Origin of the sequence: Rhizobium sp. LjRoot98 (assembly GCF_964252935.1) — a bacterium.
Lineage (GTDB): Bacteria > Pseudomonadota > Alphaproteobacteria > Rhizobiales > Rhizobiaceae > Pararhizobium.
On sequence record NZ_CAXUPW020000001.1, the window covers coordinates 583,989 to 600,545 of the forward strand.

A 16,557-nucleotide genomic window follows, 5' to 3' on the forward strand; every position below is an offset into this window, starting at 1 on the left:
AAGGGCCGGATGAGGGGGTGGTTCCGCGCCCGGGGTTCCCCCTCATCGCCTCGCTATGCTCGGCACTTCTCCCCGCAGGGGAGAAGAAAAAAAGAAAAACGGGCGCACGAATGCGCCCGCGGGCCGTTTGGTCAAAACGCTGGGAATCAGAGCATCGAGTCGATAAGGGCCGACATGGTGTCAACCGACATTTCTCCAGAATACTTCTTGCCATTGACGAAGAAGGTCGGGGTGGCCTTGACGCCGAACTCCTTGTCGCCCCTCTGCATCGTTGCCTGCACATCATCCAGAAGTTTCTGGTTCGTCAAGCAGGCCTCGAAGCTCTCCTGTGTAAAACCGGCGAGTTTCGACATCTGCAGCAGCGCATCGCGGCCGTTTGGTGCAGCAGCCCAGGTTTCCTGCTGCTTGAACAGCATCGAAATCATCGGGAAATACTGGTCCGCCGGGGCGCAGCGCGCCAGCATGAAGGCGGCAGCCGCACGCGGGTCAAACGGGAATTCGCGCAGGACGAAACGGACCTGGCCGCTATCGACATACTTGGTCTTGATGGCGTCATAGGTTTCGTTGTGGAAACGGGCGCAATGCGGGCAGGTCATCGACATGTATTCGATGATCGTCACCTTGGCATCGGCCTTGCCGACCGACATTTCCGGCAGCGGACCAGGCGCCATCAGCTTGGCGATATCGACCTCGCCTTCCGACTGCGGAACCTCGACCTTGGCTGCGGGGGCAGCGGCCTGCGCCACCTGCGTCTGGGCAGCGTCAGCGGTTGCCGGCGTTGCAGCCGACGACATGGTGGAGGCTGTCGTCGTGCCATCCACCGGCTTCATCGCCGTGGCCGAGGACATCATCGAACCGCCGTCGGCGGGCTTGACCTCGGTCTTGGCGGCCGTGTCAGTGCTTTCCGTCGCAGGCGCGTTTGCGGCCGCGTCCTTCTTCTCGTCGCTGCAGGCGGCGAGCGTCACAGCGATGGCGGCCACGGCGACGCCGCTCAGGAGGCGCTTGAAAGGGCTCAGTTCAGAAAGGGACATGGTTTCACCTGTGTAAGGGGATGAACGAAATCGGTCGAAAATTCGATAACTTGCCTTGTTCGGGGCGACAAGGGGCTGTCGCTCACCAACGTTCAAACAATTGTGACCAGTTGATGGTGTCCGTCACTTTTTTCGCGGCGCCAGCACTGCGGTGCCGAGCCGTGTCAAAGCCGCCTTCAGGGCCTCACTCTCGATACCATCGACCAATGTCTCCAGATGCCTGGCACGTTCTCCGGTCAACGGCCTCGGTTTGCGATAGGGTTTTGGTGGCGGAGACACCGGCTTCTGGACGATGCGCATCTGGCTGATGGCCGGAAACCCGAAAAAACCGTTGATCCGCTGGATCAATTCGCCCTGCGCATGGGTGAGGAACAGGGCGCGCGCACCTTCGCAGGCGATCGTCAGCACGCCCGGTTGATAGCCGCCCTCGCCCGTCATCTCCGAAGCGCGGCGCGGCCAGGCAATCTTTTCCGGCCGGGTGCAATCTGCAAAATCCTCGCCGGCGATCTCATCCCACGACCCGAGCAACAGCGTATTGATACCGGCGCGCTTGGCAAGCACCGGATCGATCATGCCATTGGCGATCTCGCTGATCTGACGGCCGCCCTTGCGGGTATAAGGTTGTTTCAACAGATATCTTTCCGATTTCCGAATCCGCCTTGAAGGATGGCGAACACTCCGCCAAGTATAGGCCCCAACCAAACTTCCGGCAAATGATGCAGCAGATAATGAAAATGGCCGATGCGGCCGATGCGGCCAAACGGCTTCTTACCTGGTATGACCGCCATCACCGTGACCTGCCCTGGCGTGTCTCGCCGCCGATGGCACGCGACGGCGTCGTCGCCGACCCCTATCACGTCTGGCTGTCGGAAGTGATGCTGCAGCAGACCACCGTGCAGGCGGTCAAACCCTATTTCCACAAGTTCCTGGCACTCTGGCCGAAAGTCACCGATCTCGCATCGGCCGATACCGAAGAGGTGATGAAGGCCTGGGCCGGGCTGGGTTACTATGCCCGCGCGAGAAACCTGAAGAAATGCGCCGAGGCCGTGGCCAGCGAGCACTTTGGGGTTTTTCCCGACACAGAAGCGGGATTGAAGGCGCTGCCGGGTATCGGCGACTACACTGCCGCTGCCGTCTCCGCCATTGCCTTCAACCGGCAAAGCGCGGTGCTCGACGGCAATGTCGAGCGGGTGATTTCGCGGCTCCACGCGATCGAAACGCCGCTGCCATCCGCCAAGCCGCAGATGCGGGCATTGGTGGCCCAAATGACGCCGGCTGACCGTCCGGGGGATTTCGCGCAAGGGATGATGGACCTTGGCGCGACGATCTGCACACCGAAACGGCCGGCCTGCGCCCTCTGTCCGCTGAACGAAAACTGTCTGGCCTTGAAAACGGCAGATCCCGAAACCTTTCCACGCAAAGCGCCGAAGAAGGAGAAGCCTCTGCGCGTGGGCGCCGCCTTCGTCGCCAGCCGCACCGATGGTTCTGTCTATCTGCAGAAACGGGGCGAGACCGGCCTGCTCGGCGGCATGACGGAAGTGCCGGGCACGCCGTGGACATCGCGGGTCGATGGCGACAACACCATTTCCGCCCAGCCCTTTGCCGCAGCGTGGGAAGCCTGCGGAACAATCTCTCATGTTTTTACGCATTTTGAGTTGCGCTTGTCGGTGTATCGGGCCAAGGTCGAAAATGAGAACAAAACAGGAAACGGCTGGTGGGAACCGCTCGCTTCGCTCGAGGCCCAGGCCCTGCCGACCGTGATGAAAAAAGCAATCGCCCAGGCCTTACCGCACGCTTTCAAAAGCGGCCCGAACAGCCCGGGAAACTGAGGAATACCTGATGAGCAGCGTCGAAATCCGTCACATCGTCTTCGATATCGGCAAGGTGCTGATCCATTACGATCCGCATATCCCGTTCTCGCGAATCATTCCCGATGACGCGGAACGCAAATGGTTCTTCGCCAATGTCTGCACCCATGACTGGAACATCGAGCAGGATCGCGGCCGCGACTGGCGCGAAGCGGAAGACCTGCTGATTGCCGAACATCCTGACCATGTGGAAAGCATCCGTGCCTTCCGCAAATATTGGCACGAGATGGTGCCGCATGCCTATGTCGAATGCGTCTCGATCATGGAAAGCCTGATCGCCAAGGGCTATGACGTGACCATGCTGACCAATTTTGCCTCGGACACATTCAAGGAAGCGCAGAAAATGTTTCCCTTCCTGACACTGCCGCGCGGCGTGACGGTTTCGGGCGATATCCGGCTGATCAAGCCGGATATCGCGATCTACGAGACGCACGCCAAGTCCTTCGGGCTTGATCCGGCAGCCACCCTGTTCATCGATGACAGCGTGCCCAATGTCGAAGGCGCACGCGCAGCCGGATGGCATGCCGTTCACTTCACCGACCCGCAGACACTTCAATCAGACCTTCTGGCCTATGGGCTGGCAGCATGACGGCGGAGACCAGCAAGAACATGTCCTTTGATCCCGCTGCCGCCTCCGTGCGCTTTCATGCCGTGATCGGCGATCTCGATTTTGAAGCCATAGAGGCGTTCTTTGCCGATGACGCAACCTATTCCTCCGGCAAGGTCGGCGGGCTCAAGGGCCGCACCGATATCATGGCGGCGTTCCGGCGATATTTTACCGAATATCCCGACCAAGTGGCAGAGGACAGTCTGGTCGAACAGGTTTCCCCGCTCGCTGCCCGCGTGGTCTGGAGCCTCCGCGCAACCAGCGCTTCCACCGGTGAGCCCCTTGTTCGCCGGGGAGAAGAAACCATCACCTTCAATGATCAGGGCAAGATCATCGACGTCCATGTCACTGACTTCCAATAATATTAGGCTTTTTGAAACCTTCAAAACGCCGCAATTGGTTCAGCTGTCATTCACCTTCGCGGCGGCATGATCAGCCTCGAAATTAAGAATTGCTATTCACCGGAAAGGCGGAATTTCCATGGCACGGCTTATTATTGATGGCACCAATGGCAACAATCGCATTATCCAGGGCGATTACAGCGGCGGTCCGGTCGACATTTACGGTTATGGCGGCAACGACACCATCTATCTGAACGTGACCAGCAGGTATGGCGGCAACAACTATGTCGACGCCGGCTCGGGCAACGACAAGGTTGTCAACTATTTCGAAGGCGGCAACGATATTTTCCTCGGTGACGGCAACGATCTCTACATCGCCGACATTCGTGCAGGTGATGCGAACGGCTACGACGTCGTCAAGGCGGGCAGCGGCAATGATCGTTTCGAAGTCGATACGCTTGCCAGCGATTATTTCGGCGAATCTGGCAACGACACCTTCCTGTCGTGGGGCGCCGACAACTATTTCAGCGGCGGCACCGGCACCGACACGATCAGCTACCAGTTGCAGGACGACTACAATTCCCAGCGCGGCAAGGGCGTTACCATCGACCTCGGCAAGGGATGGGCTTCGACGATGAACGGTCACCGGGAAACTGTGACCAGCATCGAGAATGCGATCGGCACCAACAGGGGGCATGACGACATCACCGGCAGTTCCGGCCGCAATATCCTGGAAGGTCTCGGTGGCAACGACATTCTTGAAGGTCTCGGCGGCAATGACGACCTTTATGGCGGCGCTGGCAACGACGATCTCTACGGCGGCACCGGCGACGACGATCTGGTTGGTGGCTCAGGCGATGACGACCTGGTCGGTGGTACCGGCAATGATTATCTCCTTGGCGGTTCTGGCTTCGATTTCCTCAGCGGCGGCGCTGGCGCAGATGTTTTCGATTTCGACTTTGCCAGCGAATCGGCCGTTGGCAGCAGACGCGATGTCATCAGTGATTTCCGTGCTTCGCAAAATGATGTCATCGATCTGAGTTCGATTGATGCCAACGCGCGCGCGGCAGGCAACCAGAGCTTCAGCTTCATCGGTGGTTCGGCGTTCAGCGGCAAGGCGGGCGAACTGCAGTTCAAAGCCGGCATCATTTCAGGCGATACCAATGGCGACGGCCGTGCCGACTTCCAGATCAAGGTGAATGGCGTCACCAAGATGTATGCCGACGATTTCTTCCTTTAAGTCGAGTGAATTCGATCAGCAAGGAGGAGCTCCGCCCCGGCGGGGCTCCTTTTTTTTGTGGACCGCATCCGTGAAAACAGAAACGCCCAGGATCATCGCTGATCCTGGGCGTGTAAGTCTTCATCCGGGACTGAAGGTACGAAACCGGACGAAAACTATCTCTGAACCGGCTGGCTTTCGCCGCGCCGTCAAGCATTTTACGGGCTGGCCCGCGCGCCTCGCGTGGTTGATCACACGGTCGTCCTGCTTGAGGCCAAGCTACAGGCAGGATGGTTAAATTGTTCTAAAGGCGCGCACGCCCGACCCGATTTCAAAGGCTGGAAAACATCACCGAAACCGGCGCCGTCGAACGAAAACAGCGAGCAACCGAAAGGTAAGAAGCGTCCGTGGGAATTTCTGGATGCCAGTGTAACCGCCGTTCTTGCATCTCACGATCAAGCAAGGCACATAAAGCTTAAATGCCCTGTACGCGATGATTCCAGGCTGAACCATCCGCTATCCGATCTGCGCAGATGCCCGAAAAATTCGTCCGATTCAGAAACTTGTTTTTTCAGGAAATCGTTCCCGTCGACAGACAGGAGAGGCAGACCACATGAACGAGAATACAGAAATTCAAAAAAAAACGGTGGACGGGCAGCACGGCCCGGAGAACAATTTCGAAAGCCCTGCCCGCTGGATCATTCACTGTATCTGTTGCGAAGAGCCGGTCGAGCCTTGGCAGACCAGCGGCTATCAGTTCGGCTACTGCGCCCACTGTTTCGATATCCTGATGGAACCGGCAGGAAAATCCTAGGGGCGCTCTTGACCAGCGCCAAAGCGCAATGACTTTACATGAAAACGCCGCGCATCTGTTGAGACGCGCGGCGTTCGGCATTCAGGGCGTGCGGCAGATCAGTTGATCTTGGCCATGTCGCTGCGGATGACGGCGCGCAGATCGTCGATCGGACGCAGCGACGTACCGTCGTCATAGTGCCAGAAGGTCCAGCCATTGCAGGCGTCGAGGTTCTGCACCTTGGCGCCGAGGCGATGGATCGAGCCGGCGTCGCCACCGCTGGCAATCGTGCCGTCGGCGCGTACGATGGCGCTGTAGCGGCGTCTTGCATCGGTCAGAACCGTGCCGGGCTTGATCATGCCACTTTCGATCAGCGTATTGAAGGCAACCCGCGGCTCGGCCTTCTTGCCGGTCATGACCGACAAAGTTGCCTTGCCGAGCGGTTCGACCGCAGCAATTCGTTCGGCGGCGGCATCGATATAGCTCTGCTCGCGCTCGATACCGACGAAATGGCGGCCGAGGCGCTTGGCGACTGCACCGGTCGTGCCGGAACCGAAGAAGGGATCGAGCACCACGTCGCCCGGCTTGGTGGAGGCCATCAGGATGCGGGCCAGCAGCGCTTCCGGCTTCTGGGTCGGATGCACCTTCTTGCCGTCGTCGCCCTTCAGGCGCTCGCCGCCCGAGCAGATCGGAAACAGCCAGTCGGAGCGCATCTGCACATCGTCGTTCGAGGCCTTCAGGGCATCGTAATTAAACGTATAGCCCTTGCCCTTGGCGCTGGGGCTTGCCCAGATCAGCGTCTCGTGGGCGTTCTGGAACCGGCGGCCCTTGAAATTCGGCATCGGGTTGGTCTTGCGCCAAATGATGTCGTTGAGGATCCAGAAATTCAGGTCCTGCAGCGTCGCACCAACGCGAAAAATGTTGTGGTAGGAGCCGATGACCCAGAGCGTGCCGGTCGGCTTCAACACACGGCGGCAGGCGAGCAGCCAGGCGCGGGTAAAGGCGTCATAGGCCTCGAAAGACACGAACTGGTCCCACTCGTCATCGACAGCATCGACGAGCGACTGGTCCGGACGGTGCAGCGAACCGCCAAGCTGGAGGTTGTACGGCGGGTCCGCGAAAACGACGTCGACGGAATTGTCGGGAAGCGCTTCGAGCGCTGCAACACAATCGCCCTTGATGATGGAATCGAGCCAGCCGGCAGGGCTGACGCCGCGGGAGATTTCGGCCAACGAAACAACTGATGACATGGACACTCGCACCTACGCTTACTCGGACTGACTGCCCTTATGGTTACCGAACTTGGTTACCAAATGCTGAAGGGCGAGCAAAATTTGCGAAATGATACAGGAGGATGGAAACTCCGGTGCCGATGCGGTATTCTATTTTTATGGACAGAAGCCACGCCATAACGAGACTAAGGGAGCAGGCCGAAACCGTTCGCGGCATGGGTGCCACAGCGCTTTTTATGTTCGGCTCGACGGCGCGAAACGCCGCATCCGCTGCCAGCGATCTCGACCTGTTCATCGACTACGATCAGGCCAGCCGATTTAACGCCTTTGATCTGATCGGCATTAAACTTTTCCTGGAAACGCAGTTGTCCATCCCCGTCGACATCACAACACGTGACGGGCTGCATCCGGTGCTGAAGTCTGGGATAGAACAATCCGCCGTACAGGTTTTTTGATGGCGCGGGAGTTTCGTCACGCACTTGGCGACACGCTGGAAGCGATCGCTGGTATCGAACGAGCGACCACCGGTAAAAGCTTCGAGGACTATCAAAGCGATTGGCTTCTGAAGCATGCGGTGCAGCGCGCTATCGAAATCATATCGGAGGCGAGCCGCGCTCTCCCCGAAGACGTTAAGGCAATCCGGCCGGAAGTTCCCTGGCCGCAGGTTCGCACCATCGGCAACGTTCTTCGACACGAGTATCACGGATTGTCGGACAGGATTATCTGGGGCGTCGTAATCGACGAACTGCCTGCTCTGAAAATGGCGATCCTCGTGTTGAACGAAAAATTCGGCTCGCCGTAGTATCCCCCATCGGCACTACACCAGAAAAGGGCAATGTGATCGCCCTCTTCTGGTCATTCCTGACTGGCATGCCTACCGCTCCTTCGGCACTGCGTGAAACGCCCGGCTATCGGCCGGTGCTTCGTCGCGTTCGGTCATGCCGTAGTCGCGGATGACGCTGGCGATGCGCAGGCGGTAGTCTGCGAACGTGCCATTGCGGCCGGCGTGCTGGGCGGCGCGATGTTCCGGGCCGTTGCGCCAGGTGGTGATCGCCGCCTCATCGCGCCAGAACGACAAGGACAAGATCTTGCCCGGCACCTTCAGGCTTTCGAACCGCTCGATCGACAGGAAGCCATCGATCTCGTTGAGCTTGCTGTGCAACTGCGCCGCCAGATCGAGATAGGTGCTGCGCCGGTCATCGGCTGGCATGACCTCGAAGATGACGGCGATCAAAACGACACGCCTTTCGCATGGGGGGATGACACATTCTTCAGGAAGATCCGGTCTTCCTTGAGAATGAACCGCTCCTTCCGAGCGAATTGATAATTTTCGATGCCGAGCGGATCGGCAGTAAGCCGGGCGCGGTAGGCCTCGTAGGCTGCAAGGCTCTCGATATGATAGGCGGCATAGGCCGTGGTGGCCGAGCCCTCGTGAGGGGCAAAATAGCCGATCAGGTCGGCGCCGTTGCGGGGGATCACTTGCCCCCAATTACGCGCATAGGTGGCGAATTCCTCGCGCTTGAACGGATCGATTTCGTAGCGGATGAAACAGGTGATCACGGGTCTCTCCTTCGTTGTGGATGACCTCTTGTGCCAGTTTGCGGCCCTGAGATGCTTCGATCACGATCGAAGTATGAAGCCTTGCCGGGGGCCGGTGGCGCGGTTAAAATCCGGGCATGAAAGAAGGTCCAGATATTGCTCTCATCGGCTCGCTAATCGGTGACCCCGCCCGCGCCAACATGCTGACCGCCCTGACAGGCGGCAAAGCGCTGACGGCGACGGAGCTTGCGGGAACTGCGGGGATCACGCTGCAGACCGCCAGTTCACACCTTTCGAAGCTCGAAGCCGGAGGCCTGATTGCTCAGCGAAAGCAGGGACGCCACCGCTATTTCACCCTCGCCGATGACGATGTCGGGCTGATGATCGAGGGACTGATGGGCTTTGCCGCCTATCGCGGTTTTACCCGCCATCGCACCGGCCCCAAGGACCCGGCGCTGCGCAAGGCTCGCGTCTGCTACAATCATCTGGCGGGCGATTATGGCGTGCGCATGCTCGATAGTCTCATTGCCGAAGAGGTGGTTTCCGGCGCTGGCGACACGCTGCATCTGACGGCATCGGGTGCGGACAAGATGACGGCGCTCGGCATCGACCTTGCCGCCCTGACACGATCACGCCGTCCGGTCTGCCGCGCCTGCCTCGACTGGAGCGAGCGCCGTTCGCATCTCGCCGGTTCGCTTGGACAGGCGTTGCTGACGCTGTTTGTCGACAAGGGCTGGGCCAGGCGTGAGCCCGACAGCCGCGCCATCCGCTTTACCAGCACCGGCGAAAAAGAATTCGCAAAGCTCTTCCCCCCGCCCGCGCCGCCACCGGTCGCGCTTCGCCACGAGCACGCTATCCACGCGTGAAGCGAAAGAGCCATCGCAGGCATGGGATTTTGCTGGAAGGCTGCTATAGGTCGGACACGATATTTCCCCTGAATGCGGCCCATGACATCCCCAGCCAGTTTCCGCGAGCGCATCGTCCTCTATGCCTGCCTGACCTCACTGACCTCCATCAGCATCGATGCTCTATTGCCGGGGTTGCGTCAGATCGGGGCGGATGTCGGCGCTGCACCGCCGCTCTCCACCCAGCACGTCATATCGCTTTTCATCCTCGGCATGGCATTTGGCGAGCTGCTGCTGGGGCCACTGTCCGACGCGATGGGACGGAAGAAAGCGCTGGTTCTCGGCCTTTGCGTCTATGCGCTTGGAACGGTGATCGCCATGCTGGCCGGATCGCTCGAAATGGTCGTGCTTGGCCGGATCATTCAGGGGATCGGCGTCTCCGGCCCGAAGATCGCAACCCGGGCAATGATCCGCGACCAGTTCGAGGGCGATGCCATGGCCCGTGTCATGTCGCTGATGTTCACGCTGTTCATTCTCGTACCGATGCTGGCGCCGGCCTTGGCACAGGGTATCATCACGGTGGGCGGCTGGCGCAGCGTCTTTGCGGTTTATCTCGGCGTGGCAGGCCTGCTCGGCCTCTGGCTGGTGATGCGGCAACCGGAAACCTTGCTTCCCGAAAGGCGCATTCCCTTTCGGCTGAGGTTTCTCGTGTTGAACGGATGGCGTATCCTGTCGAACCGGCGCGTGACGCTGCTGATCGTCGCGACCGGCCTCGTGTTCGGAGCACAGCTCGTCTATCTCAGCACTGCTGCCGACCTGTTTTTTGATGCCTATGGCATTGCAGACACGTTTCCGTTTTATTTTGCGGCTCTGGCTACGGGGATCGGACTGGCCTCATTCTTCAATGCCAAGCTCGTACAACGTTTTGGTTCTGACAACATGGCACGCTGCGGATTTGCCGGACTGGCAGCGGCGGGCCTGGCGATGCTGGCCGCATCCGGATTGTGGGGCGGACGGCTGCCCCTGCCCGTCCTGATGGGGCTCGCCTTCTCGGCGTTCTTTGCGATCGGCGTGCTGTTCGGCAATCTCAACGCCATGGCCATGCGTTCGCTTGGACAGGTTGCGGGCCTTGGTGCGTCCCTGATCGCCTCCGGATCAAGCCTCATCGCTACCTTGTTTGCCGTCACTCTGGGCGCGTTTTATGATGGCACGGCGCTTTCGCTCTCGGCCGGCTTCCTCGTGGCGGGCGTCGGTGCGCTGGCGCTGGCCGAGCTTGCGGCGCGAGCTGATGCCTCACCCATCGAGGCCATCCGATAGACGCAGCCCACAAACACCCGCGGCGCTCACGTCGCGTTTCCGTTGCTCATGCAAGAGTTCATTACCGTTCGCCTCACGCAGAGCCATGTGGTGGCTGGCTATCCGGCGCCACCACCAGCACACCGTCGAAGCCTGCACTGGCAATACCGGTGCAGAGCGGCGACCATTCGCAGCGGGCGCAGCCCTCCCGGATGGAACCCGTGCTGAAAGCATCACGCATCCGCTGCAGGAAATCTGCACTGGGACAGAGCGAGGCGCCCGGCGCGGCAGGGTGCTTGAGCAAGGCCTCGACCGCATCGCTCGCCTTCCGGTCACGATCGGTCACACTTCTGTCAAGACAGTGCATGCCCGGCTCGCCCAGCATCGGCGCACAGACATCGTCCGGCCCTTCGACCACGAGAATATCCTCGCCCGCTGAAAGGCGGGCGGCGATGCGGATGTAATTTTCGGTGAAAGCAGCCGTATAGCCCTTGCCGACGAAGGTCAGCATGCAGAGGAGATGATGTGGGCGCAGGCGAACGGTCATGGGGGCCTTGCTGGATCAAAATCAGATTTTACCCGGCAATGCGGCGAGCGGCAACCGATGGCCAGCAGCCTTCCTGTCCCGCGCTCCGCTGCGCCCCTGTGAACAGAGAAGCAGCGGATGCTCCCGATGGCCAAATGTCGTCAGGCGGCGATGCCGGCAACCTTGTCCAATTCGCTGACAGTCTCATCCGGCAGCACCAGTTCCGCTGCGGCAAGGTTTTCACGAAGATGGCCGAGGGACGAAGTCCCGGGGATGAGCAGGATGTTCGGCGCGCGGCGCAACAGCCAGGCCAGTGCCACCTGCATCGGGGTGGCGTTCAGGCGGGTTGCAACGTCCGACAGCGTCGATGACTGCAGCGGGCTGAAACCGCCGAGCGGGAAGAACGGGACGTAGGCGATACCATCGCGGGCAAGATCATCGATCAGGGCATCATCGTCCCGGTGGGCCAGATTATACTGGTTCTGGACACAAACGATCTCGGCGATGCCACGCCCTTCAGCGATCTGCGCGGCGGTTACGTTGCTGAGCCCGATGTGACGGATCAAGCCCTGCCGTTGGAGATCCGCCAGCACTGTCAATGGAGCTTCCAACGACCCTTCCGCCGGACCATAAACGCTGAACATCAGGCGAAGATTGACGATCTCGATGACATCCAGGCCCAGATTGCGAAGATTGTCGTGTACTGCCTTTGTTAGTTCCTCACGCGAGAAAGCCGGGATCCACGACTTGTCCTCGCCGCGCCGGGCGCCGACCTTGGTGACGATGACCAGATCGTCGCGATACGGATGCAGCGCTTCGCGGATGAGCTTGTTGGTGACATGCGGGCCATAGAAATCGCTGGTATCGATATGATCGACCCCGCTTTCGACAGCCGCGCGCAGCACGGCGAGCGCCGCATCGTGATCCTTCGGCGGACCGAAAACACCCGGGCCTGCGAGCTGCATGGCACCGTAGCCGAGCCGTTTGACGCCGCGGTTACCAAGAGTGAATGTACCCGACTGATCGATAATTGACATGATCTCATTCCTTTCAAGAGCCGATACCAAGATAGGCGTTGTCGGCATGCATGAAAACGGGCCATAATCTGCACAGCATGTGCGGAATGGCGAACAATGAAGACTGATCTGGGCGATCTGAATGCGTTTGTCGCGGTGGCGCGTGCCGGTGGTTTTCGCGAGGGTGCGCGAACCAGTGGCAGCAGCGCCTCCTTTCTCAGCGAAGCGGTGCGCCGCCTGGAAGCCCAACTGGGCGTCAGGCTGCTGAACCGGACGACACGAAGCGTGGTTCCCACCGAAGCCGGCAAGGGCTTGCTGGAACGGCTGGGGCCAGCATTGACCGAAGTGGAAGCAGCACTTGACGTGGTCAACGGCTTTCGCGACCGGCCAGCTGGCACCCTTCGCCTCAACGTTCCAGTCAGCGCGGCGCGGCTGGTGCTGCCGGAGATCATACCGCCGTTCCTGGCTGCCTATCCGGATATAAGACTGGAGATTGTCACCGACGACAGCTTTGTCGATGTGCTTGCGGCAGGCTGCGACGCCGGCATCCGCTATGACGAACGGCTGGAGCAGGACATGATCGCTGTGCCGATCGGCCCGCGTGTCCAGCGCTTTGCCACCGCGGCGTCCCCCGCCTATCTCGACCGCCGGGGCCGGCCCCTTCATCCGCGTGAACTGCTTGGTCATGCCTGCCTGCTCGGCCGCTTTGCAAGCGGCAGGACGACGGCACCTTGGGAGTTCGAGCATGATGGCGAGGTGGTGCGGGTTGATCCCGTGGGGCCGCTGATCGTCAGCGTCGGCGGATCGATCGATCTCGCCGTCGATGCCGCGATTGCTGGAACAGGGATCATTTCGCTGTTTGAGGACTGGCTGCGGCCGCATCTGGACACCGGCGCACTGGAGCCCGTTCTTGAACCCTGGTGGCAGTCCTTCCCAGGGCCGTTCCTCTACTATCCAGGACGGCGGCTGGTACCCGCCCCGCTCCGGGCTTTCATCGACTTCGTCAAGGCACCCGCCGCCAGACCCGGCCCTTGCCTGTAAAAAGCAGGTCCTTCATTGAAGCGCGTAATTCAACCAGTCCGCTTCGCGTGCATGGCAGGTTTCCGCTTGCCGCGGTTGAGCTTTCAGGCGGCATCGTGTACACGGCCAGCATCTCCCCGAAGGACACTCCCGACATGACCAGCATTGATCTCATCATCTTCGACTGCGACGGCGTTCTCGTCGATTCCGAAATCATCGCCAGCGAAGTCGAAGCAGAACTTCTGACGGAATCCGGTTATCCGATCAGCACCGAGGAAATGGCCGAGCGCTTTGCCGGCATGACCTGGCACAACACGCTGCTTGCCATCGAGAAGGAAGCCGATATCCCGTTTTCGGCCTCGATGCTGACCAAGGTCGAAGCCATCCTCGACAAGCGCCTGGCCGAAGACCTCAACATTATCGACGGCGTCAAGCCGATGCTGGCGCAGCTGACGCTGCCACATTGCATCTGCTCGAACTCGACATCGGCGCGGCTCGCCTCGATGCTGGCCAAGGTCGGCATCAAGGATCATTTCGGCAAGCACATCTATTCGGCCCGCGATCTCGGCGAAGACAAGGTCAAGCCGAAGCCGGACATCTTCCTGCATGGCGCAAGACAGTTCGGCGTCCATCCGTCGCGCGTTCTGGTGATCGAGGATTCCGTCCACGGCATCCATGGCGCAATTGCCGCCGGCATGCGCGTCGTCGGCTTCACCGGTGCATCGCACAGCTATCCCTCGCATGCCGACAAGCTGACTGAAGCCGGCGCCGAAACCGTGATTTCACGCATGAGCGCGCTTCCGGGCGTCATTGCGGCCCTGTCGCAATGGTCGGAAACGCTGACGGCTTGATCAAAACCTGAACAAAAAAGCCGGCGCGATTTTCTCGCGCCGGCTTTTTTTGTTTCGAAGCAGAAACTGCTTACTTCTTCTTTTTCTTGCCCGCGGCCGGACCTTCGTCGAAGCCGACATAGATCTTGGCGAAATCGCCGGCGCCGCCGGGCAGCGCGATGTTGGTCTTGGTGAAGATGAACTGGGCGGAGCCGGTACCGGCCGGGACTTCGACCGGGTATTGCGTCAGTTCCGAATAGAGCGTGTTCTTGCCGTCGGTCGCAGCGACCCGGATCGGCAGGTTTACCGTACCGGCGCCACCGGCTGGGCCTGAAACGACGCGGCCCTGGACGACAACGGTCATCACCAGCTGGCTCTCGTTCTGGACGCACTGGCGGGTCGTATCGGCCAACGACGCCTGATAGACGATCTTGGTCGGATCATCCTTGGCGCCCTTGGCATAGGTACGGTAGTTGGCAGTGCCATCAAGCAGGTAGACCTGCGGGCAAGAGCCCTGGATGACGGCGGGCGTCGGCGCCGCAGCGCTGCCACCGGCGTCGATGGCACCGCCGGTATCCGTTTTGTTGCAGCCTGCGATGACCACGAGAAGTGAAATTCCGAGAAGACGGATGGAAACTTTACCAAACACCTGACTTGACCCCCTGCCTTGCGCAAATTGATGCCGCAGGCGTGACTGACCGTAAAATAAGGTATTTTTCGGTTTTCAGCCCTGCAACTTGAGCCTTTCAAGACCCTTGGCGATGGTCTATAGCAGCGACGCATTGAAAAATCGAATGGAGTCTGACGCCGGAACGCCAATTTTTCAGGACGCACTGAATTGGCCGGCTACAGGTAAAATACCGATATTTCCGTCAGCTTTGCCAAGGGTTGACGCAAAAAGGACCGTGGTTCCCACCCCGTTCCATTAGGGTGCCGTTCAATTCCCGCCGCAACGTCTGCGGCAGCAAACAGACGACGAAGGATGGTCACGGTGAAGTATATCTCGACGCGGGGCGAAGCCCGTTCGCTGGGTTTTTGCGATGCGCTCCTGGCAGGCCTTGGCCGCGACGGCGGCCTGTATGTTCCTGCCGAATGGCCGAGCTTCACCAAAAAGGAAATCCGCGCCATGCGCGGCAAATCCTATCAGGACATCGCCTTCACGGTCCTGAAGCCCTTTATCGACGGTGAAATTCCGGACGACAAGTTCCGTTCGATGATCGATGAGGCCTATGCGACGTTCCGCCATCCGGCGATCGCTCCCCTCGTCCAGACCGGTCCGAACGCCTTCATCATGGAGCTGTTCCATGGCTCGACGCTCGCTTTCAAGGACGTGGCGATGCAGCTGCTCGGGCGGCTGATGGACTACGTGCTGACCGAACGCAACGAGCGCGCCACCATTGTCGGCGCCACCTCGGGCGATACCGGTGGCGCAGCGATCGATGCCTTTGCCGGGCGCGACCGCACCGACATCTTCATCCTCTTCCCGCATGGCAAGGTCTCGCCAGTGCAGCAGCGCCAGATGACCACCTCGACCGCAGGCAACGTCCATGCGCTGGCGATCAACGGCAATTTCGACGATTGCCAGAGCCTCGTCAAAGAGATGTTCAACGACGTTGCCTTCCGCGACGGCGTGGCTTTGTCCGGCGTCAACTCGATCAACTGGGCCCGCATCATGGCTCAGATCGTCTATTATTTCACCACGGCACTGGCGCTCGGCGGCCCCGACCGAATGGTTTCGTTCACGGTTCCGACCGGCAATTTCGGCGATATCTTCGCCGGTTACGTCGCCCGCCAGATGGGCCTGCCCATCGACAAGCTGGTGGTTGCAACCAACGAGAACGACATTCTCGCTCGCACGCTTGATACCGGCCGTTACGAGATGCGCGACGTCAAGGCGACCACCTCGCCGTCCATGGACATTCAGATTTCGTCCAATTTCGAACGGCTGCTGTTCGAAGCCTATGGCCGCGACGCCTCCAAGGTGCGGGGTGCCATGGCCAACCTGAAGCAATCCGGCTCCTTCGAGATCGAAGAAGACGCGCTGAAATCGATCCGCAAGGTGTTCCGGGCCGGGCGGGCGTCGGAAAAGGATGTGGCGAAAACCATCGCCAAGACGCTGGACGCGACCGGCTATCTGCTCGACCCGCACACGGCGATCGGCGTTTTCGTTGCCAACAAGCATGAAACATCGAGCGTGCCGATGGTGACACTGGCCACCGCGCACCCGGCAAAATTCCCCGCCGCAGTAAAATCGGCCAGTGGTATTGACCCGGCGCTTCCAACGTGGCTTGCTAATCTGATGGTCAGGGAGGAGCGTTTCGACGTTCTCGACGCCGAGCTAAAAGCTGTTGAAACCTTTATCAACGAGCGGGCCCGCATCCGGAAATAAGGACG

Annotated in this window: 20 protein-coding genes; 12 read left to right on the forward strand and 8 right to left on the reverse strand. The window is 60.0% G+C overall.

Annotated features, from left to right (window positions below; genetic code table 11):
- Positions 1–146: 146 nt before the first annotated feature.
- On the reverse strand, positions 147–1,031 hold the full coding sequence (locus ACSQ3J_RS02910; protein ID WP_112834549.1) for a DsbA family protein: 885 nt from the start codon (positions 1,029–1,031) through the stop codon (positions 147–149).
- A 123-nt stretch (positions 1,032–1,154) separates the two neighbouring features.
- Positions 1,155–1,604 (reverse strand): DUF721 domain-containing protein, encoded by a 450-nt coding sequence (locus ACSQ3J_RS02915; protein WP_436038963.1) that lies wholly within the window; start codon positions 1,602–1,604, stop codon positions 1,155–1,157.
- 155 nt (positions 1,605–1,759) lie between these two features.
- Between ACSQ3J_RS02915 and mutY the strand changes: the two genes are divergently transcribed.
- The 5 genes from mutY to ACSQ3J_RS02940 all read left to right on the forward strand — a co-directional run bounded on the left by mutY (position 1,760) and on the right by ACSQ3J_RS02940 (position 5,880).
- Positions 1,760–2,860 (forward strand): A/G-specific adenine glycosylase, encoded by a 1,101-nt coding sequence (gene mutY, locus ACSQ3J_RS02920; RefSeq protein ID WP_436038630.1) that lies wholly within the window; start codon positions 1,760–1,762, stop codon positions 2,858–2,860.
- Positions 2,861–2,870: 10 nt separating this feature from the next.
- Positions 2,871–3,488, forward strand: coding sequence for an HAD family hydrolase (locus ACSQ3J_RS02925; protein WP_060503794.1), 618 nt, complete (start codon positions 2,871–2,873; stop codon positions 3,486–3,488).
- A 20-nt stretch (positions 3,489–3,508) separates the two neighbouring features.
- Positions 3,509–3,868: a nuclear transport factor 2 family protein gene (locus ACSQ3J_RS02930; protein ID WP_060503837.1), complete on the forward strand. Its 360-nt coding sequence runs from the start codon at positions 3,509–3,511 to the stop codon at positions 3,866–3,868.
- Positions 3,869–3,986: 118 nt separating this feature from the next.
- Positions 3,987–5,087, forward strand: a complete 1,101-nt coding sequence (locus ACSQ3J_RS02935; protein WP_436038631.1) for a calcium-binding protein — start codon at positions 3,987–3,989, stop codon at positions 5,085–5,087.
- 592 nt (positions 5,088–5,679) lie between these two features.
- On the forward strand, positions 5,680–5,880 hold the full coding sequence (locus tag ACSQ3J_RS02940) for a hypothetical protein (RefSeq protein ID WP_060503796.1): 201 nt from the start codon (positions 5,680–5,682) through the stop codon (positions 5,878–5,880).
- Between the two features lie 98 nt (positions 5,881–5,978).
- On the opposite strand, the gene ACSQ3J_RS02945 is transcribed toward ACSQ3J_RS02940, so the two are convergent.
- Positions 5,979–7,109, reverse strand: coding sequence for a site-specific DNA-methyltransferase (locus tag ACSQ3J_RS02945; RefSeq protein WP_060503797.1), 1,131 nt, complete (start codon positions 7,107–7,109; stop codon positions 5,979–5,981).
- A 140-nt stretch (positions 7,110–7,249) separates the two neighbouring features.
- On the opposite strand from ACSQ3J_RS02945, the gene ACSQ3J_RS02950 reads away from it, so the two are divergent.
- Positions 7,250–7,546 carry a nucleotidyltransferase family protein gene (locus tag ACSQ3J_RS02950; RefSeq protein WP_060503838.1) on the forward strand — a complete coding sequence of 99 codons (297 nt, stop codon included), beginning with the start codon at positions 7,250–7,252 and terminating at the stop codon, positions 7,544–7,546.
- Positions 7,543–7,893 carry a HepT-like ribonuclease domain-containing protein gene (locus ACSQ3J_RS02955; protein WP_112834550.1) on the forward strand — a complete coding sequence of 117 codons (351 nt, stop codon included), beginning with the start codon at positions 7,543–7,545 and terminating at the stop codon, positions 7,891–7,893. Before ACSQ3J_RS02950 ends, ACSQ3J_RS02955 begins: the two co-directional genes overlap by 4 nt.
- A 72-nt stretch (positions 7,894–7,965) precedes the next feature.
- Here the strand turns inward: ACSQ3J_RS02955 and ACSQ3J_RS02960 are convergent, their stop codons facing one another.
- Both ACSQ3J_RS02960 and ACSQ3J_RS02965 read right to left on the reverse strand, forming a co-directional pair.
- The gene (locus tag ACSQ3J_RS02960; protein ID WP_060508720.1) at positions 7,966–8,325 is read right to left on the reverse strand and encodes an antibiotic biosynthesis monooxygenase family protein; all 360 of its coding nucleotides are present in this window, start codon (positions 8,323–8,325) and stop codon (positions 7,966–7,968) included.
- Positions 8,322–8,651 (reverse strand): NIPSNAP family protein, encoded by a 330-nt coding sequence (locus ACSQ3J_RS02965; protein ID WP_060503800.1) that lies wholly within the window; start codon positions 8,649–8,651, stop codon positions 8,322–8,324. Before ACSQ3J_RS02965 ends, ACSQ3J_RS02960 begins: the two co-directional genes overlap by 4 nt.
- A 116-nt stretch (positions 8,652–8,767) precedes the next feature.
- Between ACSQ3J_RS02965 and ACSQ3J_RS02970 the strand changes: the two genes are divergently transcribed.
- Entirely contained in the window at positions 8,768–9,496 is a 729-nt protein-coding gene (locus ACSQ3J_RS02970) for an ArsR/SmtB family transcription factor (protein ID WP_060503801.1), read from the forward strand.
- Between the two features lie 81 nt (positions 9,497–9,577).
- Complete coding sequence (locus ACSQ3J_RS02975; protein ID WP_060503839.1) at positions 9,578–10,792, forward strand: multidrug effflux MFS transporter; 1,215 nt, start codon at positions 9,578–9,580, stop codon at positions 10,790–10,792.
- Between the two features lie 73 nt (positions 10,793–10,865).
- On the opposite strand, the gene ACSQ3J_RS02980 is transcribed toward ACSQ3J_RS02975, so the two are convergent.
- Both ACSQ3J_RS02980 and ACSQ3J_RS02985 read right to left on the reverse strand, forming a co-directional pair.
- Positions 10,866–11,318 carry a DUF1284 domain-containing protein gene (locus ACSQ3J_RS02980; protein ID WP_436038632.1) on the reverse strand — a complete coding sequence of 151 codons (453 nt, stop codon included), beginning with the start codon at positions 11,316–11,318 and terminating at the stop codon, positions 10,866–10,868.
- 140 nt (positions 11,319–11,458) lie between these two features.
- Positions 11,459–12,334, reverse strand: coding sequence for an aldo/keto reductase family oxidoreductase (locus tag ACSQ3J_RS02985; protein ID WP_060503803.1), 876 nt, complete (start codon positions 12,332–12,334; stop codon positions 11,459–11,461).
- Positions 12,335–12,430: 96 nt separating this feature from the next.
- On the opposite strand from ACSQ3J_RS02985, the gene ACSQ3J_RS02990 reads away from it, so the two are divergent.
- Both ACSQ3J_RS02990 and ACSQ3J_RS02995 read left to right on the forward strand, forming a co-directional pair.
- Positions 12,431–13,354 carry a LysR family transcriptional regulator gene (locus ACSQ3J_RS02990; RefSeq protein WP_060503804.1) on the forward strand — a complete coding sequence of 308 codons (924 nt, stop codon included), beginning with the start codon at positions 12,431–12,433 and terminating at the stop codon, positions 13,352–13,354.
- A 134-nt stretch (positions 13,355–13,488) separates the two neighbouring features.
- On the forward strand, positions 13,489–14,184 hold the full coding sequence (locus tag ACSQ3J_RS02995) for an HAD family hydrolase (RefSeq protein WP_060503840.1): 696 nt from the start codon (positions 13,489–13,491) through the stop codon (positions 14,182–14,184).
- A gap of 70 nt (positions 14,185–14,254) precedes the next feature.
- Here the strand turns inward: ACSQ3J_RS02995 and ACSQ3J_RS03000 are convergent, their stop codons facing one another.
- Positions 14,255–14,812 carry a hypothetical protein gene (locus ACSQ3J_RS03000; protein ID WP_060503805.1) on the reverse strand — a complete coding sequence of 186 codons (558 nt, stop codon included), beginning with the start codon at positions 14,810–14,812 and terminating at the stop codon, positions 14,255–14,257.
- A 333-nt stretch (positions 14,813–15,145) separates the two neighbouring features.
- Here ACSQ3J_RS03000 and thrC point away from each other — a divergent pair, with 333 nt between their 5' ends.
- Positions 15,146–16,552, forward strand: coding sequence for a threonine synthase (gene thrC / locus ACSQ3J_RS03005; RefSeq protein WP_200954862.1), 1,407 nt, complete (start codon positions 15,146–15,148; stop codon positions 16,550–16,552).
- The last annotated feature ends 5 nt before the right edge of the window (positions 16,553–16,557 follow it).